The organism is Pantoea sp. PGP6, assembly GCF_053474785.1.
Genome location: NZ_JBQBMA010000001.1, coordinates 2,357,047 through 2,375,362, shown reverse-complemented (window position 1 = coordinate 2,375,362; position 18,316 = coordinate 2,357,047). Strand labels below are relative to the sequence as shown.

At 54.8% G+C, this 18,316-nt stretch carries 26 protein-coding genes and 1 pseudogene; 9 read left to right on the top strand and 18 right to left on the bottom strand.

Translation table 11 applies throughout. The annotated features are described in order from the left end of the window. Position 1: 1 nt before the first annotated feature. Both ACLIBF_RS11560 and ACLIBF_RS11555 read right to left on the bottom strand, forming a co-directional pair. Positions 2-1,318, bottom strand: coding sequence for an SrfA family protein (locus ACLIBF_RS11560; protein ID WP_069728271.1), 1,317 nt, complete (start codon positions 1,316-1,318; stop codon positions 2-4). A gap of 157 nt (positions 1,319-1,475) precedes the next feature. Then, complete coding sequence (locus ACLIBF_RS11555; RefSeq protein WP_152659087.1) at positions 1,476-2,654, bottom strand: benzoate/H(+) symporter BenE family transporter; 1,179 nt, start codon at positions 2,652-2,654, stop codon at positions 1,476-1,478. A 119-nt stretch (positions 2,655-2,773) separates the two neighbouring features. Between ACLIBF_RS11555 and ACLIBF_RS11550 the strand changes: the two genes are divergently transcribed. From ACLIBF_RS11550 to ACLIBF_RS11540, 3 genes are all read left to right on the top strand, one after another. Beyond that, positions 2,774-3,328: a helix-turn-helix domain-containing protein gene (locus tag ACLIBF_RS11550; protein ID WP_031377885.1), complete on the top strand. Its 555-nt coding sequence runs from the start codon at positions 2,774-2,776 to the stop codon at positions 3,326-3,328. A 67-nt stretch (positions 3,329-3,395) separates the two neighbouring features. Next, positions 3,396-3,827 carry a MarR family winged helix-turn-helix transcriptional regulator gene (locus ACLIBF_RS11545; protein WP_031377886.1) on the top strand — a complete coding sequence of 144 codons (432 nt, stop codon included), beginning with the start codon at positions 3,396-3,398 and terminating at the stop codon, positions 3,825-3,827. Positions 3,828-3,838: 11 nt separating this feature from the next. Beyond that, complete coding sequence (locus ACLIBF_RS11540) at positions 3,839-4,399, top strand: isochorismatase family protein (RefSeq protein ID WP_316553085.1); 561 nt, start codon at positions 3,839-3,841, stop codon at positions 4,397-4,399. Between the two features lie 51 nt (positions 4,400-4,450). Here ACLIBF_RS11540 and pqqU read toward each other — a convergent pair. Then, positions 4,451-6,328 (bottom strand): annotated as a pseudogene (gene pqqU / locus ACLIBF_RS11535) (TonB-dependent receptor PqqU); the annotation flags it as partial. 210 nt (positions 6,329-6,538) lie between these two features. Between pqqU and ACLIBF_RS11530 the strand changes: the two are divergent. Then, complete coding sequence (locus ACLIBF_RS11530) at positions 6,539-7,717, top strand: tyrosine-type recombinase/integrase (protein ID WP_448309845.1); 1,179 nt, start codon at positions 6,539-6,541, stop codon at positions 7,715-7,717. Here ACLIBF_RS11530 and ACLIBF_RS11525 read toward each other — a convergent pair. From ACLIBF_RS11525 to ACLIBF_RS11455, 15 genes are all read right to left on the bottom strand, one after another. Next, a complete protein-coding gene (locus tag ACLIBF_RS11525) occupies positions 7,698-7,889 on the bottom strand; it encodes a helix-turn-helix transcriptional regulator (RefSeq protein WP_448309844.1) in 192 nt (63 codons plus the stop codon). The two genes, ACLIBF_RS11530 and ACLIBF_RS11525, sit on opposite strands and share 20 nt — an antisense overlap. Continuing rightward, on the bottom strand, positions 7,882-8,223 hold the full coding sequence (locus ACLIBF_RS11520) for a phage protein NinX family protein (RefSeq protein WP_448309842.1): 342 nt from the start codon (positions 8,221-8,223) through the stop codon (positions 7,882-7,884). The genes ACLIBF_RS11525 and ACLIBF_RS11520 overlap by 8 nt, the downstream gene beginning before the upstream one ends. Next, positions 8,220-8,576 (bottom strand): hypothetical protein, encoded by a 357-nt coding sequence (locus ACLIBF_RS11515; protein ID WP_448309841.1) that lies wholly within the window; start codon positions 8,574-8,576, stop codon positions 8,220-8,222. The genes ACLIBF_RS11520 and ACLIBF_RS11515 overlap by 4 nt, the downstream gene beginning before the upstream one ends. Then, on the bottom strand, positions 8,576-8,818 hold the full coding sequence (locus ACLIBF_RS11510; protein WP_448309840.1) for a hypothetical protein: 243 nt from the start codon (positions 8,816-8,818) through the stop codon (positions 8,576-8,578). The genes ACLIBF_RS11515 and ACLIBF_RS11510 overlap by 1 nt, the downstream gene beginning before the upstream one ends. Next, a complete protein-coding gene (locus ACLIBF_RS11505; RefSeq protein WP_448309839.1) occupies positions 8,811-9,212 on the bottom strand; it encodes a hypothetical protein in 402 nt (133 codons plus the stop codon). Before ACLIBF_RS11505 ends, ACLIBF_RS11510 begins: the two co-directional genes overlap by 8 nt. Next, a complete protein-coding gene (locus ACLIBF_RS11500; protein WP_448309837.1) occupies positions 9,209-9,430 on the bottom strand; it encodes a hypothetical protein in 222 nt (73 codons plus the stop codon). Before ACLIBF_RS11500 ends, ACLIBF_RS11505 begins: the two co-directional genes overlap by 4 nt. Next, complete coding sequence (locus ACLIBF_RS11495) at positions 9,420-9,839, bottom strand: hypothetical protein (RefSeq protein ID WP_448309835.1); 420 nt, start codon at positions 9,837-9,839, stop codon at positions 9,420-9,422. Before ACLIBF_RS11495 ends, ACLIBF_RS11500 begins: the two co-directional genes overlap by 11 nt. Positions 9,840-9,843: 4 nt before the next feature. Beyond that, positions 9,844-10,671 (bottom strand): hypothetical protein, encoded by an 828-nt coding sequence (locus tag ACLIBF_RS11490; protein WP_448309834.1) that lies wholly within the window; start codon positions 10,669-10,671, stop codon positions 9,844-9,846. A gap of 15 nt (positions 10,672-10,686) precedes the next feature. Beyond that, on the bottom strand, positions 10,687-11,262 hold the full coding sequence (locus ACLIBF_RS11485; RefSeq protein WP_448309832.1) for a hypothetical protein: 576 nt from the start codon (positions 11,260-11,262) through the stop codon (positions 10,687-10,689). Between the two features lie 10 nt (positions 11,263-11,272). Beyond that, complete coding sequence (locus ACLIBF_RS11480; protein WP_448309830.1) at positions 11,273-11,665, bottom strand: hypothetical protein; 393 nt, start codon at positions 11,663-11,665, stop codon at positions 11,273-11,275. Next, the gene (locus ACLIBF_RS11475) at positions 11,662-11,883 is read right to left on the bottom strand and encodes a ParE family toxin-like protein (RefSeq protein WP_448309668.1); all 222 of its coding nucleotides are present in this window, start codon (positions 11,881-11,883) and stop codon (positions 11,662-11,664) included. The genes ACLIBF_RS11480 and ACLIBF_RS11475 overlap by 4 nt, the downstream gene beginning before the upstream one ends. Continuing rightward, entirely contained in the window at positions 11,880-12,224 is a 345-nt protein-coding gene (locus ACLIBF_RS11470) for a hypothetical protein (protein WP_448309828.1), read from the bottom strand. Before ACLIBF_RS11470 ends, ACLIBF_RS11475 begins: the two co-directional genes overlap by 4 nt. Beyond that, a complete protein-coding gene (locus ACLIBF_RS11465) occupies positions 12,208-12,426 on the bottom strand; it encodes a hypothetical protein (RefSeq protein ID WP_448309827.1) in 219 nt (72 codons plus the stop codon). The genes ACLIBF_RS11470 and ACLIBF_RS11465 overlap by 17 nt, the downstream gene beginning before the upstream one ends. A 109-nt stretch (positions 12,427-12,535) precedes the next feature. Then, positions 12,536-12,793: a hypothetical protein gene (locus ACLIBF_RS11460; protein ID WP_448309825.1), complete on the bottom strand. Its 258-nt coding sequence runs from the start codon at positions 12,791-12,793 to the stop codon at positions 12,536-12,538. A gap of 487 nt (positions 12,794-13,280) precedes the next feature. Next, positions 13,281-13,946, bottom strand: coding sequence for a LexA family protein (locus ACLIBF_RS11455; protein WP_089561506.1), 666 nt, complete (start codon positions 13,944-13,946; stop codon positions 13,281-13,283). A 105-nt stretch (positions 13,947-14,051) separates the two neighbouring features. Here ACLIBF_RS11455 and ACLIBF_RS11450 point away from each other — a divergent pair, with 105 nt between their 5' ends. Genes ACLIBF_RS11450 through ACLIBF_RS11430 form a run of 5 tightly spaced genes read left to right on the top strand, consistent with a single transcriptional unit; the run spans position 14,052 to position 18,212 of the window. Then, on the top strand, positions 14,052-14,297 hold the full coding sequence (locus ACLIBF_RS11450) for a transcriptional regulator (RefSeq protein ID WP_089561472.1): 246 nt from the start codon (positions 14,052-14,054) through the stop codon (positions 14,295-14,297). 39 nt (positions 14,298-14,336) lie between these two features. Further along, a complete protein-coding gene (locus tag ACLIBF_RS11445; protein ID WP_448310396.1) occupies positions 14,337-15,188 on the top strand; it encodes a helix-turn-helix domain-containing protein in 852 nt (283 codons plus the stop codon). Further along, a complete protein-coding gene (locus tag ACLIBF_RS11440; RefSeq protein WP_448309824.1) occupies positions 15,185-16,066 on the top strand; it encodes an ATP-binding protein in 882 nt (293 codons plus the stop codon). The genes ACLIBF_RS11445 and ACLIBF_RS11440 overlap by 4 nt, the downstream gene beginning before the upstream one ends. After that, positions 16,063-17,436, top strand: a complete 1,374-nt coding sequence (locus ACLIBF_RS11435) for a replicative DNA helicase (RefSeq protein WP_448309823.1) — start codon at positions 16,063-16,065, stop codon at positions 17,434-17,436. Before ACLIBF_RS11440 ends, ACLIBF_RS11435 begins: the two co-directional genes overlap by 4 nt. Next, entirely contained in the window at positions 17,433-18,212 is a 780-nt protein-coding gene (locus ACLIBF_RS11430; protein ID WP_448309821.1) for an antitermination protein Q, read from the top strand. The genes ACLIBF_RS11435 and ACLIBF_RS11430 overlap by 4 nt, the downstream gene beginning before the upstream one ends. Positions 18,213-18,316 lie beyond the last annotated feature (104 nt).

The following is an 18,316-nucleotide window of genomic DNA, read 5'->3' as shown; positions in this document are numbered from 1 at the left end:
TTTATTTACTCTCACGCTTAATCGTCATCGGGAAGACCCGGTCATCAGCATATTGTGCTTCGCACACCGCCGCACCGATGCTGGCATGGCAAATCAGCAGCGGCATGCGATAGCGGGATTTATTCTCGCATTTAGCGGTGTAGCGGCTTTCGATCACCAGATTGCCGGCGCTGGTCATCGCCGCGCTGACGTCCGCCTTACAGCGGGTATGGTCCTGGGCGATCTGTACGCTGCCTTTGCCATTTTTAAACTGAAAATGCATCACTGCCGGCTTGCCGGTTGCGGTCGGCATTGAACCGAGCGTGACGCGCCAGCGGCCATCAATCACCTCAACCTGGCCGTCGCGCACCGCATCCGGGGTAACAATCAGATCGTCTGGCCGGGCCGGCACTGCCGGGGTCACCACACTGGCAAGGGTAGCAGACGCGGCGGCAGGTGCAGCGGCGGCGGCGCTAACCGTGGCCGGTTTTTGCGGCAGTGTGGCCGCCAGTTTCTCAGCGGCGTTGACCACGGCTGGCGGTCTGACGGCCGGCACGGCAGCCAGCGTCGCCGACGGAGCGGCCGGAATGCTGACGGGTTGCGGACGGTGCAGCAGTACCGCCACTACCACGGCGGCGGCAATCGCCAGCGGCGGCACAATCATCCAGACGCGAAAACGACCAGCCGCAGCGGGCGCGGCGGGCGTAACGGCAGCCGGTGCAGCAGGCACGATAACCGGTTCGGCTTCCGGTTCCGGCTCGACCGGCAGCGGCTCGGCCGGCACCGGTTCGATGCTGACCGGCTCGGCGACCGGCGCAGGCGGTGGCTCGACCAGCAGGGGCGGCAGGCTCTCTTCCAGCGTATCGCGCAGGCAGGCCAGGGCGTCATCGCGGCTGCGTGCCTGCGCATCGACAAAGCCCCAGAAGGTGATCACCGGTTTGCCATCGACCAGGTAAACATACTGCTGATCGGGAAACTGCAGGCTTTTGCTGAGCAGCGCGCCGAACAGGCGCATGGCCGGATTCTCTGCCGCGCGCGCGCGCGTACTGAGCGCCTGCATATCCTGCTGGCAGGCGGTGAGATGTTGCAGGGCGGCACGACGCTCATGATCGCTGGCCGCCAGCCAGGATTTCATCCGGCCGCTGAAGGGCGCATACCAGTCGAGGCGATCGCCCCGGTCATTGGCCTGCGGAATGGCCAGACAATCTGCCAGTGCGCCCTGACGGCGCAGACGCAGGGTCTCGCGAATTTGTAACGCTGAGGCATAGACCGGCTGGCCATTTTCACCTAACGCCAGAACCGCATCTAAATTACCGCTGCGCAGAAAAGTTTTTGCCACCTGTTGGGCCCTTATCGGTCGTTGTCTGAGGCAGAAAATCGCGTGTTATCGACGATTGGGTTGATTTTACGCGGGACAATGACAAATCAAACGGCGGAAAAGGGGGCAAATGCAGCGGTTTTTTCACCGGCTGCTGCAAAAACAACCGCACTGAGTGCTAACTGGCGCGCTTACGCACCAGCAGCAGGTGGGCGATAACGCCGCCGACCAGTCCCCAGAAGGCCGGTCCGATGCCGAGCAGCGAGACGCCGGAGGCGGTCATCAGAAAGGTGATTAACGCACTGTCGCGCTCGGCCGGCTGCTCCAGCGCACGCTGCAGACTGCCGCCCAGCGTAGCCAGCAACGCCAGCCCGGCCAGCGCCTGGATCAGTACCGCAGGCAGCGCACTGAACAACACCGCGATCAGCGCGCCGGACGCGCCCGCCAGCAGATAAAACAGGCCGGCCAGCGCCGCCGCCCGCCAGCGTCGCTGCGGATCGGCATCCACCTCGTCACTCATGCAGATCGCTGCGGTTATCGCGGCGACACAGACCGAAAAACCGCCAAAAGGCGCCAGTAACAGCGCGATAAAACCGGTCCAGCCAATCAGCGCTGAAACCGGCGGACGATAACCGTGCGCCTGCAGCGTGGCGATGCCGGGCGCATTCTGCGACGCCATGGTGACCAGAAAATAGGGCAGCCCGATGCCGATCAGCGTGGTCAGGGTAAAGTGCGGCATCACCGGCTGCGGCAGCACCAGCATAATCGGCTGCGGCGGAAAGTGGATCGCCCGCTGTGCCAGCGCCACCGCCACGCCGATCAGCAGGGTCAGCAGGATGGCGTAACGCGCCAGCCAGCGACGGGCCAGCAGCCAGGTCAGACACATGCTGCCGCACAGAACAAAGTTGGTCTGTAAATCGGCAAAGGTCTGCAGGCCAAAGCGCAGCAAAATACCGGCCAGCATTGCCGCCGCCAGCGAGGCGGGAATGTAATTCATCAGGCGGGCAAACAGGCCGGTCACGCCAGAGAGCACAATCAGCAGGTTAGCGAAAACGAATACCCCGACCGCTTCATTGATGGAGATGCCATGAAAGCTGGTCGCCAGCAGCGCCGCGCCCGGCGTTGACCATGCGGCCAGCACCGGCATGCGATAGCGCAGCGACAGCCCCAGCGAGGCAATGCCCAGCGCAATTCCCAGTACTGCCAGCCAGCCGCCAATTTGACCGGGCGACGCGCCAGCTGCCTGAAAAGCCTGGTAAACAATTGCACCGGTGCTGCTGTATCCCACCAGCACGGCGACAAAGCCCGACACCAGCATCGGCAGGGTAAACCGGGGTTGTACGGCGACTTCAGACATCTGATTATCCACAATTGTGCGTTATAACGCACATGGTCGCATGATGCGCTATAACGCACAAGTGCTACACTGCCGCCATCAGGTCAGCGAACAGGCTGACGACAGCATCGGGAGTAGCAATGGGGAATCTTCAACACCATCTGAGCAGCGCACTCAGACAGTTACGTCAGGCCAACGGCTGGAGCCTGACGCTGACCGCCGAACGCACCGGCGTCAGTAAAGCGATGCTCGGCCAGATCGAGCGCGGCGAATCCAGCCCGACGGTGGCGACACTGTGGAAAATCGCCACCGGCTTTAACGTGCCGTTTTCGTTTTTCATTGAGGGCGGGCCCGCACCAGGCAGTCCCGCCGCCTTCAGCCAGCCCAACGCCGAGATGTCGGTCCAGCCGCTGTTACCCTACGATCCGCAGCTGCGCTTCGACCTGCTGGCAGTTGAGCTGGCCGCCGGTGCGCAGAGCATCTCTTCGCCGCATGAGGCGGGCTGCATCGAGCAGGTGGTGGTGATTGAGGGGGAGTTGCTGCTCGGGGTCGGCGATCTGTGGCGGCGTCTGCCGCGCGGCGCGGCATTTCAGTTTCGCGCCGATGTCACGCACAGCTACCGCAACCCGCTCAGCACGCCGCTGCGCTTTCACAGCCTGATCCACTATCTGCAACGGCCGGAAATTACAAATTGATACCAGGACAAACTACACAGTTTACCTTCGTATCTCTATACTGACCGTCAAACCTGAGGAGAGGGCGATGTGCGATTTAAGCGAACCTGCTGCCAAGCTGCGTATGCTGGTGGGCAAGCTGGGCCGCAAACTGCGTGAGTCTGCGCCACCAGGTGAACTTACCTGGTCGCAGGTGGCGGTGCTGGGCTACCTGGTGCGCGACGGAGCGATGACGGTAACCGAACTGGCGGCGGCGGAAGGTGTGCGCAGCCAGTCGATGGGGGCCACCGTGGCGACGCTGCTGGAGGCTGGCATGGTGACCGGTGAACCCGATCCGCATGACGGACGCAAAACCCGTTACCGTCCCACGGACGCATGCCTGGCGGTGATCGCCGCCAGCCGTGCCCGGCGTGACGACTGGCTGATTGAGGCATTTGAGGCGCGACTTACCCCGGCCGAGCGACAGCAGCTGATTGACGCCATCCCTTTACTTCAACGACTGACTGAACATGAACCCTGAGAGGACTAAAGATGGCTGTAACCACACTTGATGCGAAAACGGCGCTGATTGTCATCGACCTGCAGCACGGCATCGTTGCGCTGCCGCTGGTCCATCAGCCGCAGCCGGTGATTGAGCAGTGCGCGCGCCTGGCACAGGCGTTTCGTGCCAGCGATCTGCCAGTGGTACTGGTTAACGTGGCGGGCGGTGCGCCGGGACGTACTGAACAGGCACGGCATGGCGGCGAACTGCCGGCCGACTGGGCCACCCTGGTGCCGGAAATGACGCCGCAGCAGGACGACCTGACCATCACTAAAAAGACCTGGGGTGCTTTTCACGCTACGCCACTGCACCAGCAGCTGCAGCAGCGCGGCATTACTCAGGTGGTGATTTGCGGCATCGCCACCAGCATTGGGGTCGAATCGACCGCACGCCAGGCGTATGAATTAGGTTACAATGTCACGCTGGCCACTGACGCAATGACCGATTTAGACATCAATACTCACAACAACAGCGTCAACCTGATCTTCCCACGGTTAGGCGAAACCGGCAGCTGTGAGGATATTCTGGCGCAGCTGAGTTCGCGCGCCTGATTAGCGTGTGATCTTAACAGTCGGGCCACCGCGATGGTGGCCCGACTTGTTTTAGCGGAAGGCGTAGCCGAGGGTTAACCCGACGCTGTAATTGCGGCCGGGTGCTGATTCAAAGTAGCGACCATTGCTCTCATTGACGATCACCGATCCGACGTACTCGCGGTCAAACAGGTTGTCGACCCGTCCAAACAGATCCAGCGTCCAGTCGCTGACCTGCCACTTATAACCACTGTTCAGGCCAACCACGGTGTAGGACGGCGTTTTGACATCATTCTGATCGTCAGCGGCGATCTGACTCAGATAACGCATTTCAGCCCCGGCATAGAATCCCTGTTCCGGCACATAGCCCAGTCCGGCGTACAGCATATTGCGGGCGATGCCCGGAATGCGGTTGCCGTCACAGCTGTCGCTGCCACAGGCGTTGCTGCGATAGCGCGCATCCAGCAGGGTGTAGGCCATTTTAAGCTGCCAGTCCCAGCCAAACTGCTGATCTAACGCCAGCTCCAGTCCGCGGCGGCGGGTCTCCCCGGCATTTTTATAGGTGGTGCGTCCGCCACTGCTGGCGTCAGCGACAATTTCATCCTGGGTATCGGTCTGGAACAGCGCCGCACTGACCAGCCCATTGCCAATCCGTTTTTTGCTGCCGATCTCCAGCGTGTCGCTGGTGGCCGGTTTCAGGCCGAGATTCAGGCCCGACTGACCATCAGAACGGTAAGAAAGCTCATTGATGGTCGGGGTTTCAAAGCCGCGACCGGCCGAAAGATAGGCGTTCCAGCTCGGATCAAACGCATATTTCAGCGACGCCGCTGGCAGCCATTTGTGATAACGGGCATTGCCGCTGTCGTCACCGTTGCCGTTGACAACGTAGAAGTCATTGGAGTCGAAGTTGACGGTGCTGAAGCGCACGCCCGCATCCAGCGACAGCTTATCGGTCAGCTGCCAGGCCGTCTGCAGATAGGGGTCGAGGTTCCACATCAGATTACGCTCATTGCGGCGCAGGTTGCCCTGATCGCCGTAATGCGTCACGCCGTTGCTGACGGTGAAGTTCTCATAGCCTTTACGCCGTTCGGTCATGGTCTCGTAGTCGAGACCGCCGGTCAGGGTCACCGGAATCGACAGCAGCGTGTCGCGGTGCGTCCAGCGGGTATCGATCCCCTGATAATGGCGGGTCAGGTCGATCACCCCGCCGGGATGGCTGGGATTGGTCTGTACGCTGGCGGGAATCGACTGAAACTGGGTGGTTTCCCGTACCCCGGCGTAGACCATCACGCTGAGATCGTCGTTGTCGCTCATCTGGCGCTGGTAGTGCAGGCCGCCCTGGGTCTGATCGACAGTTTTACGGGTATTGTAGAGCGAAACGTTGCTTACTACCTGACGCGGATTGTCGCGCCACTGGGACGGCGTCAGCCCGCCCGGGTCCTGCGCATCAATATGCACGCTGTTAAACAGCAGGGTTAAGGTACTGACATCATCAATGCGCACCCCGAGCCGCGCATTGCCGAGGTTTTTCTGCGCCGAACTGTGATCACGATAGCCGTGAGTGGTAAAGCGTGAGGCGGAAACGGTGTAGTTCACATCCCCGGCGTGGCTGCCATCACCGGTCGCGCCGCTGGCTTTGACGCTGTTGCGCCAGCTACCATAGCTGCCGTACCAGCTGCTGGCCTCCAGCGTGGGCGGCTGTTGCCCGGCCTGAGTAGTGACATTCACCACCCCGCCAGAGGAATTGCCGTACAGCGCGGAAAACGGCCCGCGCAGGACTTCAACGTGATCGATTGAACCGATATCGATATTTGAGGTTTGCGCCTGGCCGTCCGGCATGGTGGCCGGAATGCCGTCGACGTAGATGCGTAAACCGCGCACGCCATAGGTCGAGCGTGAGCCAAAGCCACGGATCGACAGCTGCAGGTCCTGAGCGTAGTTTTGCCTGTTATGTTTAGAGTTTTGCCGGTTCTATCTTGAGTGTATTTATAGGTATCTTTACGTATTTATACGGCTAAGTATGTAATTAACTAATTGAAAAATATGTGATTATCATGGTCCCTATGTACTCCTCCGTCTTTGTGCGTATCTTCGGGTATTCCTTTGTCCAGTGATGATCAAGTACAATGTGAGTACCAATAAAATTAGATGAGTACATATATGGCTATCAGTGACACAAAGCTGAGAGGCTTGCACGGCAAGCCCTATGGCGGACCGCCTGAGTTAACTGACGCAGATGGCCTGGGAATTCGTATTACGCCTAAGGGCATTATCAGCTTTCAGTACAGATACCGGTTTAATGGCAAGCAGCATCGCCTCGGCATTGGTCGATACCCGGAAATATCGCTGAGGGATGCCAGAATAAAAGTAGGGGAATTCAAAGAGTCGCTAGGAGAAGGTAAAGACCCTAAGCACCATAAGCCACAGGTTAAATTTCGCCCCACACTTCAGGATTGCATCAACTACTGGTGGAATAACTATGTCCTGCAGTCGTTAAGGAAAAGTACCCAAGAGGTTTATAAGCGCATTGTTCTTAATGAGATGGAGGGTGTGTTTGAGGGTATTCCAATAGAGGATATAAATGTCAGCACTTGGGTAGATTACTTCACCAAGCAAGAACAGGCTAACCCGATCAAAGCCAGAAAGCTGCTCGTGCATCTCCGGGGGGCTTTAGACTGGTGCGCCAGGAGGCAATACATTGAGGGACCAACACTGCTGCGCCTTGATCCCAAAGACTTCGGTAAAAAACCAAGGGTAGGGGAAACAGTCTTAACCTATCGTCAGTTAGCCCAGATTTGGCTGGAAAATGAAAAAACTACGGCAACCGCATCCTCTAAGCGCTTGGTTAAATTGCTCATCCTTTATGGTGCCCGAAACAGTGAGATGCGTGAGGCTCTCAAACAAGATTTTGACTTTGACGAAAACATTTGGACGTTGCCGGCGGCAAAGAGCAAAACAGATAAAATAATCAGGCGTCCAATATTCAAACATGCCCTGCCACTGCTAAAGGAGGCTAAAGCATCAGGAAAGGAAATTCTTTTCCCCGGCGCTTACGATCGCGATACCCCCTTGTCGATTGGCTCAGCGACACGTTATATCCGGCTATTGCGTGATCAGTTGAGCATCGGGGACTTTACGGCCCATGACTTCAGGCGAACGCTGGCGACCAGGCTTTCAGAGGAAGGCGTTGCACCTCATGTGATCGAGAAGATGCTTGGTCATGATTTAGGGGGCGTGCTTGCCGTTTATAACAAGCACGACTGGTTAGCAGAACAGAAGGCGGCATATGAGCTTTATGCTGAAAAGATTTTCGAGCAAATTAAGCTGATTTCTGGTTAACCCCTCCGTTCAGTATCCATCTATCCACCTCAGCCAGTAAGTAAAGCTTAGGACGGCTTCTAACTGGCTTAGGGAAACCCATTTTGTGGGTGTATGTCCAAATCGTCATGCGCGATGACACCTTCAGCTTTTCCATTACATCTTTTTCAGAAATCATCTCTGTATCAGCCATTAATCACCTCCTGCTCATTATTCACCATCAGATACACGATCATCGCTGCTCTTAGCGGGTTTTTGTGACGGGCTGTCGCGCCGCTTTCGTGTCTCGCTTCCCACGTTGTTTTTGATGCCGGCGCAATAGCGATCCGGTTCCGCACTGCAATCTGAAATCCATCTTCACTTCGTGAGCACGGGCAGAAGGTGTACTTATGGCTGATGCTGCCGAAGCTCCGCGTGTACTGAGCACCCTTTGGATTATGGGGGTGCACCTCCGCCTCGTACTTTGGATTTTCCAGCCTGCAGACCAGCACACTGATTTCACCATCTGTCATCTTGCTGTAGTTCATTTCCCCACCTCCGGTGCTGCTGCCAACATGGCGAGGTAAACCAGGTAAGGTGCATCCGATGATATTTTGCTGTATTCGTGCGTTGAGCCATCTTCACCGCTATCGAAACCAGAATCGATACACTCCTCAAACTTGTCTTGCCCAGCCACTATCATCTCTTTTGTCGGCTCCATCGGTACCAACCTCCAGCCATCAGGAGCTGCTACCGGCACGGCTGCCTCGGTGGCAATCGCTTTCTCAACCAGATTCCTGTACGCCATTTGCGCCCGTACAGCTTCGGGGGAACGCCACTTCTCAACCTCTGGCAGATCGAATGTCTTTTGAATCGCCACCGCGTTATTAAGCTTTTCCATCACACCGCTCCTATCGCTTGCTGGACAATTTTGTAACCGCGCTTGCGTGGCTTCTTCTTCGGCTCAATCTTCACCGGCGCTACCTGCAGTGCTGGTGGCCGGGCAGGGCTTTGACCATTACGCATATAGCGCTTCTGGTTCATCTGCCACACGATTCGCTGTGTGTGGTCGCACCCGTCATCGATTTTGACGCTGGCCTGTACCAGCGCGTCGTTGAGGTCTGCCATTGCGTGATTAGCCATTGCTCACCGCCTCTTCCAAAATTCCCTGCAAACGTTGCTCTGCTTTTGCCTGGGCCATAACTCGGAGCACCTGCAGGTCTGATTTACTCACTTCAGCGCTCAGGAGTTTCAACAGCTCTTCATTCTCAAACTTGAAGCGCATTCTGTTGAGCTCCTTTTCTTCACGGCGCAAGACTGAGAGGCTTTCGGTGATCCGGCGCTGGGATTTCCTCCACGACCTGAGAGCATCATGCGTTCTGCGGTACGGGCCAATATCCGACTCATCAATCCCAGCTAAGCGCGTCTTGATGCTATCGATAGTTTTATTAGCAATTGCCAGCGCCCTGAGGTGGTCAGCAATGCCGTTCAGACCTTCATGGTTGATGCGCCCGTTTTCCAGTTGAATATTGCTCATTTCGCTGCCTCGCTGGTGGCCGCGCGATATGCACGCAGCCCACGTTTAATTGGTCCGCTGATTACTGTTTTACGGATGAAGATGCCTGACGTTCTGGCAACCACATCAGCGGAAAGAAGGGCAGCATCAACTGCCCGGGTGTGTTTGCGCAGCTCAAACAGGCTGCTGGTGATGGTCAGCGTTGCCACGGCACCGTGATCCTTAAATTCAAATTTCATCAGCCAGCTCCTTTTTAATCATCGCCTCAACTGCATCCTGCCCGCCCATGCCCTGGACCATTTCACCGTAACGATTGAAGCAGGCATTCATCCAGCGGATGCCTCGTGGCTTAAGTTGCGGCACTGTTCCCCAGTCAACAAAATCTGAGTTGCCGCGTACTGCAAAAGCATCCATATCCAGAAGGGTGATATAGCGATTGCGGCGTTCACGGATAGTCATGCGCTTTTCTGCCAGGTGCGTATCAATAAAACCCTGCACCGCGTGCTGGCTCAGCGATATGTCACCGTACTGATGACGGTACACCGGACGACGATGCACGCTCACCAGATGAAACAGGTAAGCGTCGGCCAGCCATCGCAGTGCCTGCTGGTGGGACTGCTCAATACACTGGCTGAATGAGTAAGTCATGCGGTTATCCACGGCTTGCCTCCGGCGTGTAAGTGGCTTTGTCGTGGCTATACTCGCCGTTCCATGATTTTTTCATTGGCAGTTCGCCTTTCATGTAAAGCTGATAAAGCCGGTGGCAACCCTTCTCCAGCAGAACAGGAGAGTAACGGGTGAAGGTTTCCATGCCGTGTGGCGTGACTTGCGTCTGATCCTCTGTGAGATACTTATCCCGGGCATAGCTGGCAACTCGCCAGCGCGGGTCTTTTTCTGGATCACGTTGCTCGTTGTAAACCCAGTCACGCTCGAAAGCCCACCACATCATTTTGCTGACGTTGACGCCGTTCAGGCCTTTGCAGAACGCTGGGATCGTCATGCCTTTGGTGAAGTGTTTCTCAAGGCTGCCGACAGTGGCAGTAAGCAACTGGTTTTCACCGGTCAGGCGCTGATTATCCTCTGAGTAATTCATCAGGAGTCCGCGTAGTGTTGCCGGGTCGCTCAGCATCCGCATAGCATCTGCAGGTGCAGGGCTTTGCATGCCCTCCAGTTTATCGACGAGGGAGCGACGCACAGCTTTTGACTCACGCGCGGCCACGCGAAGCGCCTGCTTAATTTGCATGTCGATAACTTCGGTCGGGCGCCCACCGTTAGTTCCTGAGGGTTTTACGAAAGTTTCGTAATACTCACCTTCCAACTCATCTTTGATGCGAGCCACAAAGTCATTGTTACGGATCGGCTTCTCTCCATTTGACTCACGGGCATCATTCACCATTTGCAGCAGGTACTGACTGTCGATAGTCAGAGCAGAAGCAGGCGATGCAGATAGCGGTTCAGCCAGGGTGATTCCTTTATGCATAGTCATCATTTTTCCTCAGTGCATAACCGGCATGGCAGGCATGCCATTCGTGTTCAATTCTTCAATAAAGTCATCGTGCAGCATGTTTAAACCTGTTCTACCCATCTCAGAGATTCTGAATCCGCGCTGAGGGCACATCGTTAACATTTGCTTGTACATCTGAAGTAAGAGAGGCAGGCCATTTTTTACGCCGTATTTCGTTATGGCTGGCATCTCCATGTTGGTGATAAGAGCAACGCGCTCTGGACCTGGATAGATGCTCATGCTGCCTTTCACACCCCGGTAAATGACCGCCTGATCAACACCTCCATCCTCGTTTTGAACGTCGACGGTGCCATTCTTCGCTTTCTCCTCAATGATGAAGGTGGCGACAACCAGCCAGCGCCAGATGACGATCTCTTTTTCTACTGCCAGGCTCAGCCAACCCGCTGCCATGGCATCCTGGATGCAGGACAAAACGTGAAGACCATCTGAGATAGGCTTGTCGTATTTTCCCGCGTCCAGTTGCCGGATAACTCCTGAAAACCCTATGGTTCTGATGCCGAAACTCACACCTGATGGCGTGGCAACTGCTGACGTGATCTTTTGCATGGTCATTCCTTCAGTAGGGTTTCTGGCTGAGCAGGCCTGCGATTCTGTTGGCGGCTGCGTCATAGCCTTTCTGCCACTTTGCAATTTCACGGCGGCGGGCCATCAGTTTCTGAAGACGGCGATAGGTGCGGTGATGCGCATTCCAGTACTGCTCGGTCAGTTCACCCCGCTTGTGAACCATTGCGCCTAAACTCTCGTTCCATGCCTGGCGCGTTTCGCTATGCGTCGGAATTCCTGCTTTATCGAAGGTGCCGGTCACCATGAAATGCACCAAGTTATTGATCGCAGCACTTCGGCTAAGGAATCGGCGGTTACGTCCGTGGCGTGTCACGACAAATACCGGGGACTGCACGACGTGGAACGATTCATCCAGAGCGTCTTCACGAATTACACTGAGTTTCATTTTCCATCCTTTGCGGCGTTGTACCGCTCATGCGTCATTAACTGCCAGTCTTTGCCGCCGTTCTGCGAAAGCAGACGCCAGCGCGGGTTAACCTTCAGGCTCAGATAGCCGGTGCCACGGATGCGGCAGGGATAGATTCGGCGCTTGCGGTACTGCGCCAGCTTTCGTGTTGCCTGGCCGATCACCCATTCAGGAGCGCGGAGCGCTGTCAGCGTCATTTCACACCCCTCCGATCAAATGCCTGTTCGACCAAGTTGGAAACCAGCTCCTCCATAAACCCCTCACCGATGTGCGATAGCTTCCCGGATTTAATCTTCACGCAGTCGCCATACGTCTCGGCTATTTCCCGGTCAGCAGCTGCGGCAGGAGTTACTTTACGCACTGCGGTTTCGAATAATTTAATAAGCGCCTTATTCAGTATTTCGGCATCCAGCTGCACGGTAGTGATTGAGCCGTCCGGTAATTTGGCGGTCGTCATCATCACGCCTGTTTTGGCGACTTTATTTGCAAGATAAATATTCACCAGGCGGGTGCGGTTAATTTCAACGAGGCTTGGCATTTTTTAATTCCTCTTCATCCTGCTTCTTCTCTTCTTCCATTAAGAAGATTCTGACTCTTGTAGCCATGCTGTAAGCAAGCCCAATTACGTTGTCATTAACTGGAAGACCAGTTCCGGTTCCTTTTTCATATAAAAGCTCAAGCAACGATGTTAGCTGGCCCGACAATTCAGACGCTTCGCAAATAATCATTTCAGACTTCATCACACCACCCCATAAGCAGCCTTGAGGAATAAAACAGCCAGATGCCACTGGCCACTGTCTCGCATTAGCAAAGCCTGACGAAACTTTTGTTTATTAATTGAAGGAGACATTAGCGGCCCGCCTCTACGTTTTTTTCTGTTCGTTCGACCATGAATGCCAACTCATTAATCAGAGAGTGGAATCGACCAGCAACGCTGGCATCCACGCGGGCCAGCGGGCTATGCAGCAACTCAAGGTATTCCCGCTGTAGCTGTTCGGCATACCTCAGCGCCGCCTTTGAGGTGTCAGAAGAGTTAGAAATGCTAATTCCGGCAACTTCTTTGGTAGTGGAAATCTTGCTATCTGATAAAGCTATTACCTGACTCATAATTCACCTCAAAGATTATCTGGATGTGTTTAGACCCAGCGCGGGCGCTGTGTATATTTGGGATTAAATTAAAAGAATTGATTTCTGAATCGGGAGTTCTTAATAATATTCACGGCTTCTGGGCATGCTTCGGAAATTTCCTTAAAAAAGTCAACCAAGATAAAGTACTGGCCATCTCGCTTATAAAGCGCGTGCTCCATATTGTCATTTTGATCATATGAAGTTATGAGCTTGTTTTTAACGTCACTCTCGCGGTCACTTGCGATGAATAAATAAGTAATCGAGCTTTGCTGCTCTTTAAGTTTGGTGTGAATGCAAAAGATACTCATCTCTATGGCTCCATGTTTGCCGATGAGCTGAGGATACCCGTGGGTAATAAGTCTCGTCAATACCTATGGGTACAAATATTTTGGTTTTTATTTTATGTCTTTGATTGCAGGTATAAAAAAACCCGCCGAGGCGGGTTAAATAATTTGGGGGGGGGAAATCAGAGTTTCATGCGAGCTTCAACTGCTACACCGATAATCTTACAGTTCCCATCTATCGGGAGTAGCGGATAGGATGGATTGAGGGGTTTCAGGTAATGATCGCCACCATCAACTATGAGCTTTTTGAAGGTGGCCTCATTGGCATCTACCAGCTTTGCTAGCACCAGCGCACCATGGCACCACTCTTTTCCTGTATCAAAAAGCACCATCATACCTTCGGGAATGCTCAACCCTGACGGTGACGTCATCGAGTCGCCTTTAATCCTGAGCCAAAAGCCTTCACCCTCTACATGTGCATCTGATTCACACCATTCTTCAACGTCATCAAGGCTATATGGTTCTAATGCCTCAGCCCATGCTCCTGCGCTAACCCAACTAATCACGGGATATTTCTTCCTTAAAATTGGTTGCTGCATTAGTTCAACATTAGAATTCTCTGATGCAATCCCATCCATCCAGCCTCTAGGAAGTTTGAAAGACTTTTCAATAACTTCCATCATATCGTCAGCAATTCTTTTTCTGCCTGACTTACCCTCCGGCCATAACATTCTTGATACATAAGAAGGTTCTCGATCGATTTTACGAGCGAGTTCTGATGCGTTGCCATTGCAAAAGTCATCCCGCAACTGGATGAGTCGTAAACGACGTTTTTCGTATTTGTCCATGCCTGCCATTTTAATCTTTGTTACCTGTCGGTAAATGCCCTGTGGGTATTGATTATCCTGTTACCTATGGGTAATATCAATGCTGATATTTATACAGGGGGCATCATGAAAACCTTAAACGCCTTTATGTCTGAGCTTTCGCCAGAAGAAAAAAAGCAATTCGCAATCAAGTGTGGAACAACCATCAATTATCTCCGCAAGGTCATGAGCACCGGAAAGCCGATCGGGCCTGAGCTGTGTGCGCAGATTGAGGTTCACAGCGGCGGACAAGTAACCCGAAAGTCACTACGCCCGTCCAACTGGAGCAAGATTTGGCCTGAGCTTGAGGTGTCCGACCGTGCAGCCCAGTAAATCATTGCATCAGCTTCTTCGGAGGGTTTCAGAATGAGTATGGAATTGATGGTAAAAGCCATGAGGCTGAAAGTCGGCAATCCGCTACGCAAACTGGTTCTTCTGAAACTGGCCGATAACGCTAACGACCAGGGTGAATGCTGGCCGTCATATCAGCACATCGCTGACCAGTGTGAAATCGGAAGATCGACTGTTAAAGGTCATGTTCGTGCACTGGAAGAAATGGGGATGCTACGCCGGGAATATCGTCGCAAGGGCGAGCTGAATCAGTCCAATTTATTTCATTTGCGCCTTGATGAAAAAGAATACAAGCAGCCTTCAAAGGGTGGGGCAGGAGCTGACCTAGGTCAGCAGGTGACTGAGGTGGGGCAGGAGCTGACCGAGGGTGGGGCAGGAGCTGACCTAGGGGGTGGGGCAGGAGCTGACCCCAGAATCAGTCACTCTTTAGAACCAGTCATTGAACCAGTCAATGAATCTAAATCTATTGGCACATCGGCTAAAGCCGCTGAGCCGTCACGTAATGCTAAGCAGGATTACTCATCTGAATTTGAAGAAGCCTGGCAGGCATATCCGAAGCGTGCTGGTGGCAATCCTAAGCCTTCAGCATGGAAGAGTTGGTCTGCCCGCATCCGTGAAGGCGTTAAACCCGCTGACATGCTGGCAGGCGTACAGCGATATGCGGCCTACATCACTGCAACAGGCAAAGCAAACAGCGAGTACGTGAAGCAGGCAGCGACGTTCTTTGGTCCTGATCACCACTTTGCTGAAAGCTGGGTTGCACCCGCCAGCTCGCAGCGCAATTCGCCAGCACAGAGCCGCCATAGCGGATTCTCAGAGCGCGACTACGGCACCACCACCAAACCATCCTGGGCAAAAGGAGCAGCAGAATGAGCTATGTACCTACACAGCGCGGCGCAAATATTCAGTCACTGAAAACCACTATCTCAGCGCTTCAGGAAGAACTGAGCTTTGCTGGTGGCAAGGTCTCTATGCTGGACCGCTGCTTTGACCGACAGGAAACTGTTGCCGGCATCTGTGAGACGCACGGTAATTTTCAGCAGCAGCGCATCTGGACTGAATACAGTGGTCGCGTGGCTGAAAAGTTTTCCCGCTGCCCGAAATGCATTGCCGCTGAGCTGGAAGCCGCACAGAACAAATTGCGTGCTATCCAGACCGAAATGCTGACCGAGCGTGCGAACATCCCTGAGCGGTTCGCGGGCTGCAGCTTCGAAAACTATCAGGCCGTGAACAAATCCGCTCAAAACAATCTGTCGATCCTTCGCGACTACGCCAGCGCGTGGCCGCAGATGCTCGACGCCGGAACGAGCCTCATTCTGACAGGCAGGCCGGGCACCGGTAAAAACCATCTGGCGGTGGCGCTGGCGAAAAGCATCATTGAGCACCATCAGGCAACAGTGTTGCTGACCTCCGTGATGCGCATCATCCGCGCCGTTCGCCGCACCTGGGAGAAGGGCAGCGAACGCAGCGAAGAGGAAGTTATTGCCCATTACACCGGCGTGGACCTGCTGATTATCGATGAGATTGGCATCCAATACGGTTCTGAGTCCGAGATGATCATCCTGTTCGACATCATGAACACCCGCTATGAACGCATGCTGCCAACGGTACTCATCAGCAACCTGTCGCTGCCTCAGATTTCTCAGGTCATCAGTGACCGCCTGACAGATCGAATGGTTGAGGGTGGCGGGGCAACGCTGGTGTTCGACTGGCCCAGCTATCGCAGCCAGAAGGGAGTAACGGCTGTATGAGTGATGCACTGTGGCGGGACCAGGACATGGAGGCGGCCGTGCTGGGGGCGATGTTCCTGCGCGGCGCTGAGGCTGAGGTGATGGAGGTCATTTCCTCGCTGCCGGACACGGCGTTTAACTTCCAGCAGTACCGGGAAATCTACCGGGCTGTCGCTGCACAGGCGCGTGGCAAAGGTGTTATCGACCCGATTCTGGTGGGGGAGCAGCTTCCGCAGCACCAGGCGCTTATCGACGCGACAGGACGGATTGCGTGGGCGAGGTCTTCACTAAAGTCCTACTCACAGCAGCTGGTTCGCAACGCGGCTATTCGTGATGCTTTCCATGCCCTCTCTGGCGCCCTCAGCAGCCTCCAAGCAGCACCTAACAGCGATGCGGGGATTCGCATTCTGGAGGAGGTGAAAGCAGCTGTGGGGGCGATACAGACTGAATCTGATGCCATCCGTCCCGTTTCAATCGATGAGCTGCTTCCCACCATCATCAACAGGATTGACGAGCGCATGGAATCCGGCAGCGCTGGACGTTCGGTTATGACCGGGATCGAGGAGCTGGATGAGGTGACGGGCGGCTTTGACCAGACCGACCTGATCCTGCTGGCAGCGCGGCCATCGATGGGGAAAACGGAAATGATTCTGGATATCACCGAAAACCTGACTGCCACCGGTGCCGGGGTGCTGTTCTTCAGCATGGAAATGAGCGATATCCAGATCGCCGAGCGTCACGTTGCCGCAGCGGGCGGTATCTCAGCCTCACGCCTTAAGTCACCAGACAAACTGAAGGATGAGGACTGGGCGCGAATCAGTAACGGGATCGGCCAGATGACCGGGCGCCATATCTGGATTGTGGACGCCAATAACCTGACCGTTGACCAGATTCAGCATATCGCGACCCGACACATTCAGCAGCATCCTGAGACCGCGCTGGTGGCTATCGACTATCTGCGCCTGATTAAGCTGCAGAGCGCCAGCCGTCACGATCTGGCAGTGGGCGAGGTATCAAAGGGGCTGAAATCTCTGGCTAAGGCTAACCGGGTGCCTGTAGTGGCACTCAGCCAGCTTTCTCGCAGCGTGGAGAGTCGCCCGAACAAACGCCCGGTAAACGCTGACCTTAAGGACTCAGGCGAAATCGAAGCCGACGCCGATATCATCATGATGTTGTACCGCGATGAGGTTTATAACCCGGAGTCGCCAGCGGCGGGCATAGCTGAAATTAACATCACCAAGAACCGTAACGGACCACTGGGTACCGTTTATCGCCGGTTCTGGAACGGCCATTTCCACCATATCGACCAGGAAGAAGCCCGAGCCCGCAGCACGGAACGGGAAGAATCACACACTGGCAATAAGCGTTATTCGAAGGGGCGTGCAGCGTGAAAATTGAATCAGCATTGAAGTATTTCAATCCGAAAAGCCAGAGCTTCACCGACTCTTCGCGCGCAACAGGAAGCGAATCACTGACCGGAACTGATCTGATGGGTGCCATCGGATTCTGCCAGTCAAAATCGCCTTTCGGCATTTCTGCAGTGATGGCAAAGACGGGCAACAGTGAGCAGGACACCATCAGGACAGTTCAGCAGCTGATGCAGTACGCTAACCGCAACGCGCCAAAGCTGCTCCGTAAAGCGGCTGGTCCAAAGCTGGGAAGCTGTCTGGTAATTCTGTCGAAGCTGGCCTTTGATGAGTATGTACGTTCTGCCGCTACAACAGAGTCATGCGAGCACTGCAACGGCACCGGATTCATCGAATCAGAAGCGGAAATGGTTAAGTACGCCGGGAAATTCAGCGCGTCAGGTGAGCAGGTGATTGCGCCACGCACTGAAATGCAGATAGTGCGGGCGACATGCCAGCACTGCCATGGTAAGGGGAGGGTTTCATCACGTTGCCGCTGTAATGGAACAGGCCGGGTGCGGGATTTGGCGGAATCAGCCCGCCGGGGAGCGCCGGTCGATAAAGAGTGTGAGCGCTGCACCGGGCGTGGTTATCGCCGGATGCCATCGAGCACTGCATTCAGGGCTATCAACGTACTGGTGCCGGATCTGACTCAGTCCTCATGGTCGCGTAACTGGAAGCCATTCTTTGAAAAGCTGGTAGCTAAGTGTGAGATCGAGGAAAGTCATGCTGATGCAATGTTCAGAAAGGTAACAAAATAATTGACTTTGCATAAAACTGGCGTATTCTAGCCAAATAGTGGGAGATTTATACGCATACGCCACTAAATGAATTCTAAACCTCGCTTCGGCGGGGTTTTTTTATG

What these genes read in the sequence shown, in the direction of transcription:
- ACLIBF_RS11555 (WP_152659087.1), bottom strand. Translation starts at nt 2,654, where the DNA reads ATGTCTGAAGTCGCCGTACAACCCCGGTTTACCCTGCCGATGCTGGTG.
- ACLIBF_RS11550 (WP_031377885.1), top strand. Translation starts at nt 2,774, where the DNA reads ATGGGGAATCTTCAACACCATCTGAGCAGCGCACTCAGACAGTTACGT.
- ACLIBF_RS11545 (WP_031377886.1), top strand. Translation starts at nt 3,396, where the DNA reads ATGTGCGATTTAAGCGAACCTGCTGCCAAGCTGCGTATGCTGGTGGGC.
- ACLIBF_RS11540 (WP_316553085.1), top strand. Translation starts at nt 3,839, where the DNA reads ATGGCTGTAACCACACTTGATGCGAAAACGGCGCTGATTGTCATCGAC.
- ACLIBF_RS11530 (WP_448309845.1), top strand. Translation starts at nt 6,539, where the DNA reads ATGGCTATCAGTGACACAAAGCTGAGAGGCTTGCACGGCAAGCCCTAT.
- ACLIBF_RS11525 (WP_448309844.1), bottom strand. Translation starts at nt 7,889, where the DNA reads ATGGCTGATACAGAGATGATTTCTGAAAAAGATGTAATGGAAAAGCTG.
- ACLIBF_RS11520 (WP_448309842.1), bottom strand. Translation starts at nt 8,223, where the DNA reads ATGAACTACAGCAAGATGACAGATGGTGAAATCAGTGTGCTGGTCTGC.
- ACLIBF_RS11515 (WP_448309841.1), bottom strand. Translation starts at nt 8,576, where the DNA reads ATGGAAAAGCTTAATAACGCGGTGGCGATTCAAAAGACATTCGATCTG.
- ACLIBF_RS11510 (WP_448309840.1), bottom strand. Translation starts at nt 8,818, where the DNA reads ATGGCTAATCACGCAATGGCAGACCTCAACGACGCGCTGGTACAGGCC.
- ACLIBF_RS11505 (WP_448309839.1), bottom strand. Translation starts at nt 9,212, where the DNA reads ATGAGCAATATTCAACTGGAAAACGGGCGCATCAACCATGAAGGTCTG.
- ACLIBF_RS11500 (WP_448309837.1), bottom strand. Translation starts at nt 9,430, where the DNA reads ATGAAATTTGAATTTAAGGATCACGGTGCCGTGGCAACGCTGACCATC.
- ACLIBF_RS11495 (WP_448309835.1), bottom strand. Translation starts at nt 9,839, where the DNA reads ATGACTTACTCATTCAGCCAGTGTATTGAGCAGTCCCACCAGCAGGCA.
- ACLIBF_RS11490 (WP_448309834.1), bottom strand. Translation starts at nt 10,671, where the DNA reads ATGCATAAAGGAATCACCCTGGCTGAACCGCTATCTGCATCGCCTGCT.
- ACLIBF_RS11485 (WP_448309832.1), bottom strand. Translation starts at nt 11,262, where the DNA reads ATGCAAAAGATCACGTCAGCAGTTGCCACGCCATCAGGTGTGAGTTTC.
- ACLIBF_RS11480 (WP_448309830.1), bottom strand. Translation starts at nt 11,665, where the DNA reads ATGAAACTCAGTGTAATTCGTGAAGACGCTCTGGATGAATCGTTCCAC.
- ACLIBF_RS11475 (WP_448309668.1), bottom strand. Translation starts at nt 11,883, where the DNA reads ATGACGCTGACAGCGCTCCGCGCTCCTGAATGGGTGATCGGCCAGGCA.
- ACLIBF_RS11470 (WP_448309828.1), bottom strand. Translation starts at nt 12,224, where the DNA reads ATGCCAAGCCTCGTTGAAATTAACCGCACCCGCCTGGTGAATATTTAT.
- ACLIBF_RS11465 (WP_448309827.1), bottom strand. Translation starts at nt 12,426, where the DNA reads ATGAAGTCTGAAATGATTATTTGCGAAGCGTCTGAATTGTCGGGCCAG.
- ACLIBF_RS11460 (WP_448309825.1), bottom strand. Translation starts at nt 12,793, where the DNA reads ATGAGTCAGGTAATAGCTTTATCAGATAGCAAGATTTCCACTACCAAA.
- ACLIBF_RS11455 (WP_089561506.1), bottom strand. Translation starts at nt 13,946, where the DNA reads ATGGACAAATACGAAAAACGTCGTTTACGACTCATCCAGTTGCGGGAT.
- ACLIBF_RS11450 (WP_089561472.1), top strand. Translation starts at nt 14,052, where the DNA reads ATGAAAACCTTAAACGCCTTTATGTCTGAGCTTTCGCCAGAAGAAAAA.
- ACLIBF_RS11445 (WP_448310396.1), top strand. Translation starts at nt 14,337, where the DNA reads ATGGAATTGATGGTAAAAGCCATGAGGCTGAAAGTCGGCAATCCGCTA.
- ACLIBF_RS11440 (WP_448309824.1), top strand. Translation starts at nt 15,185, where the DNA reads ATGAGCTATGTACCTACACAGCGCGGCGCAAATATTCAGTCACTGAAA.
- ACLIBF_RS11435 (WP_448309823.1), top strand. Translation starts at nt 16,063, where the DNA reads ATGAGTGATGCACTGTGGCGGGACCAGGACATGGAGGCGGCCGTGCTG.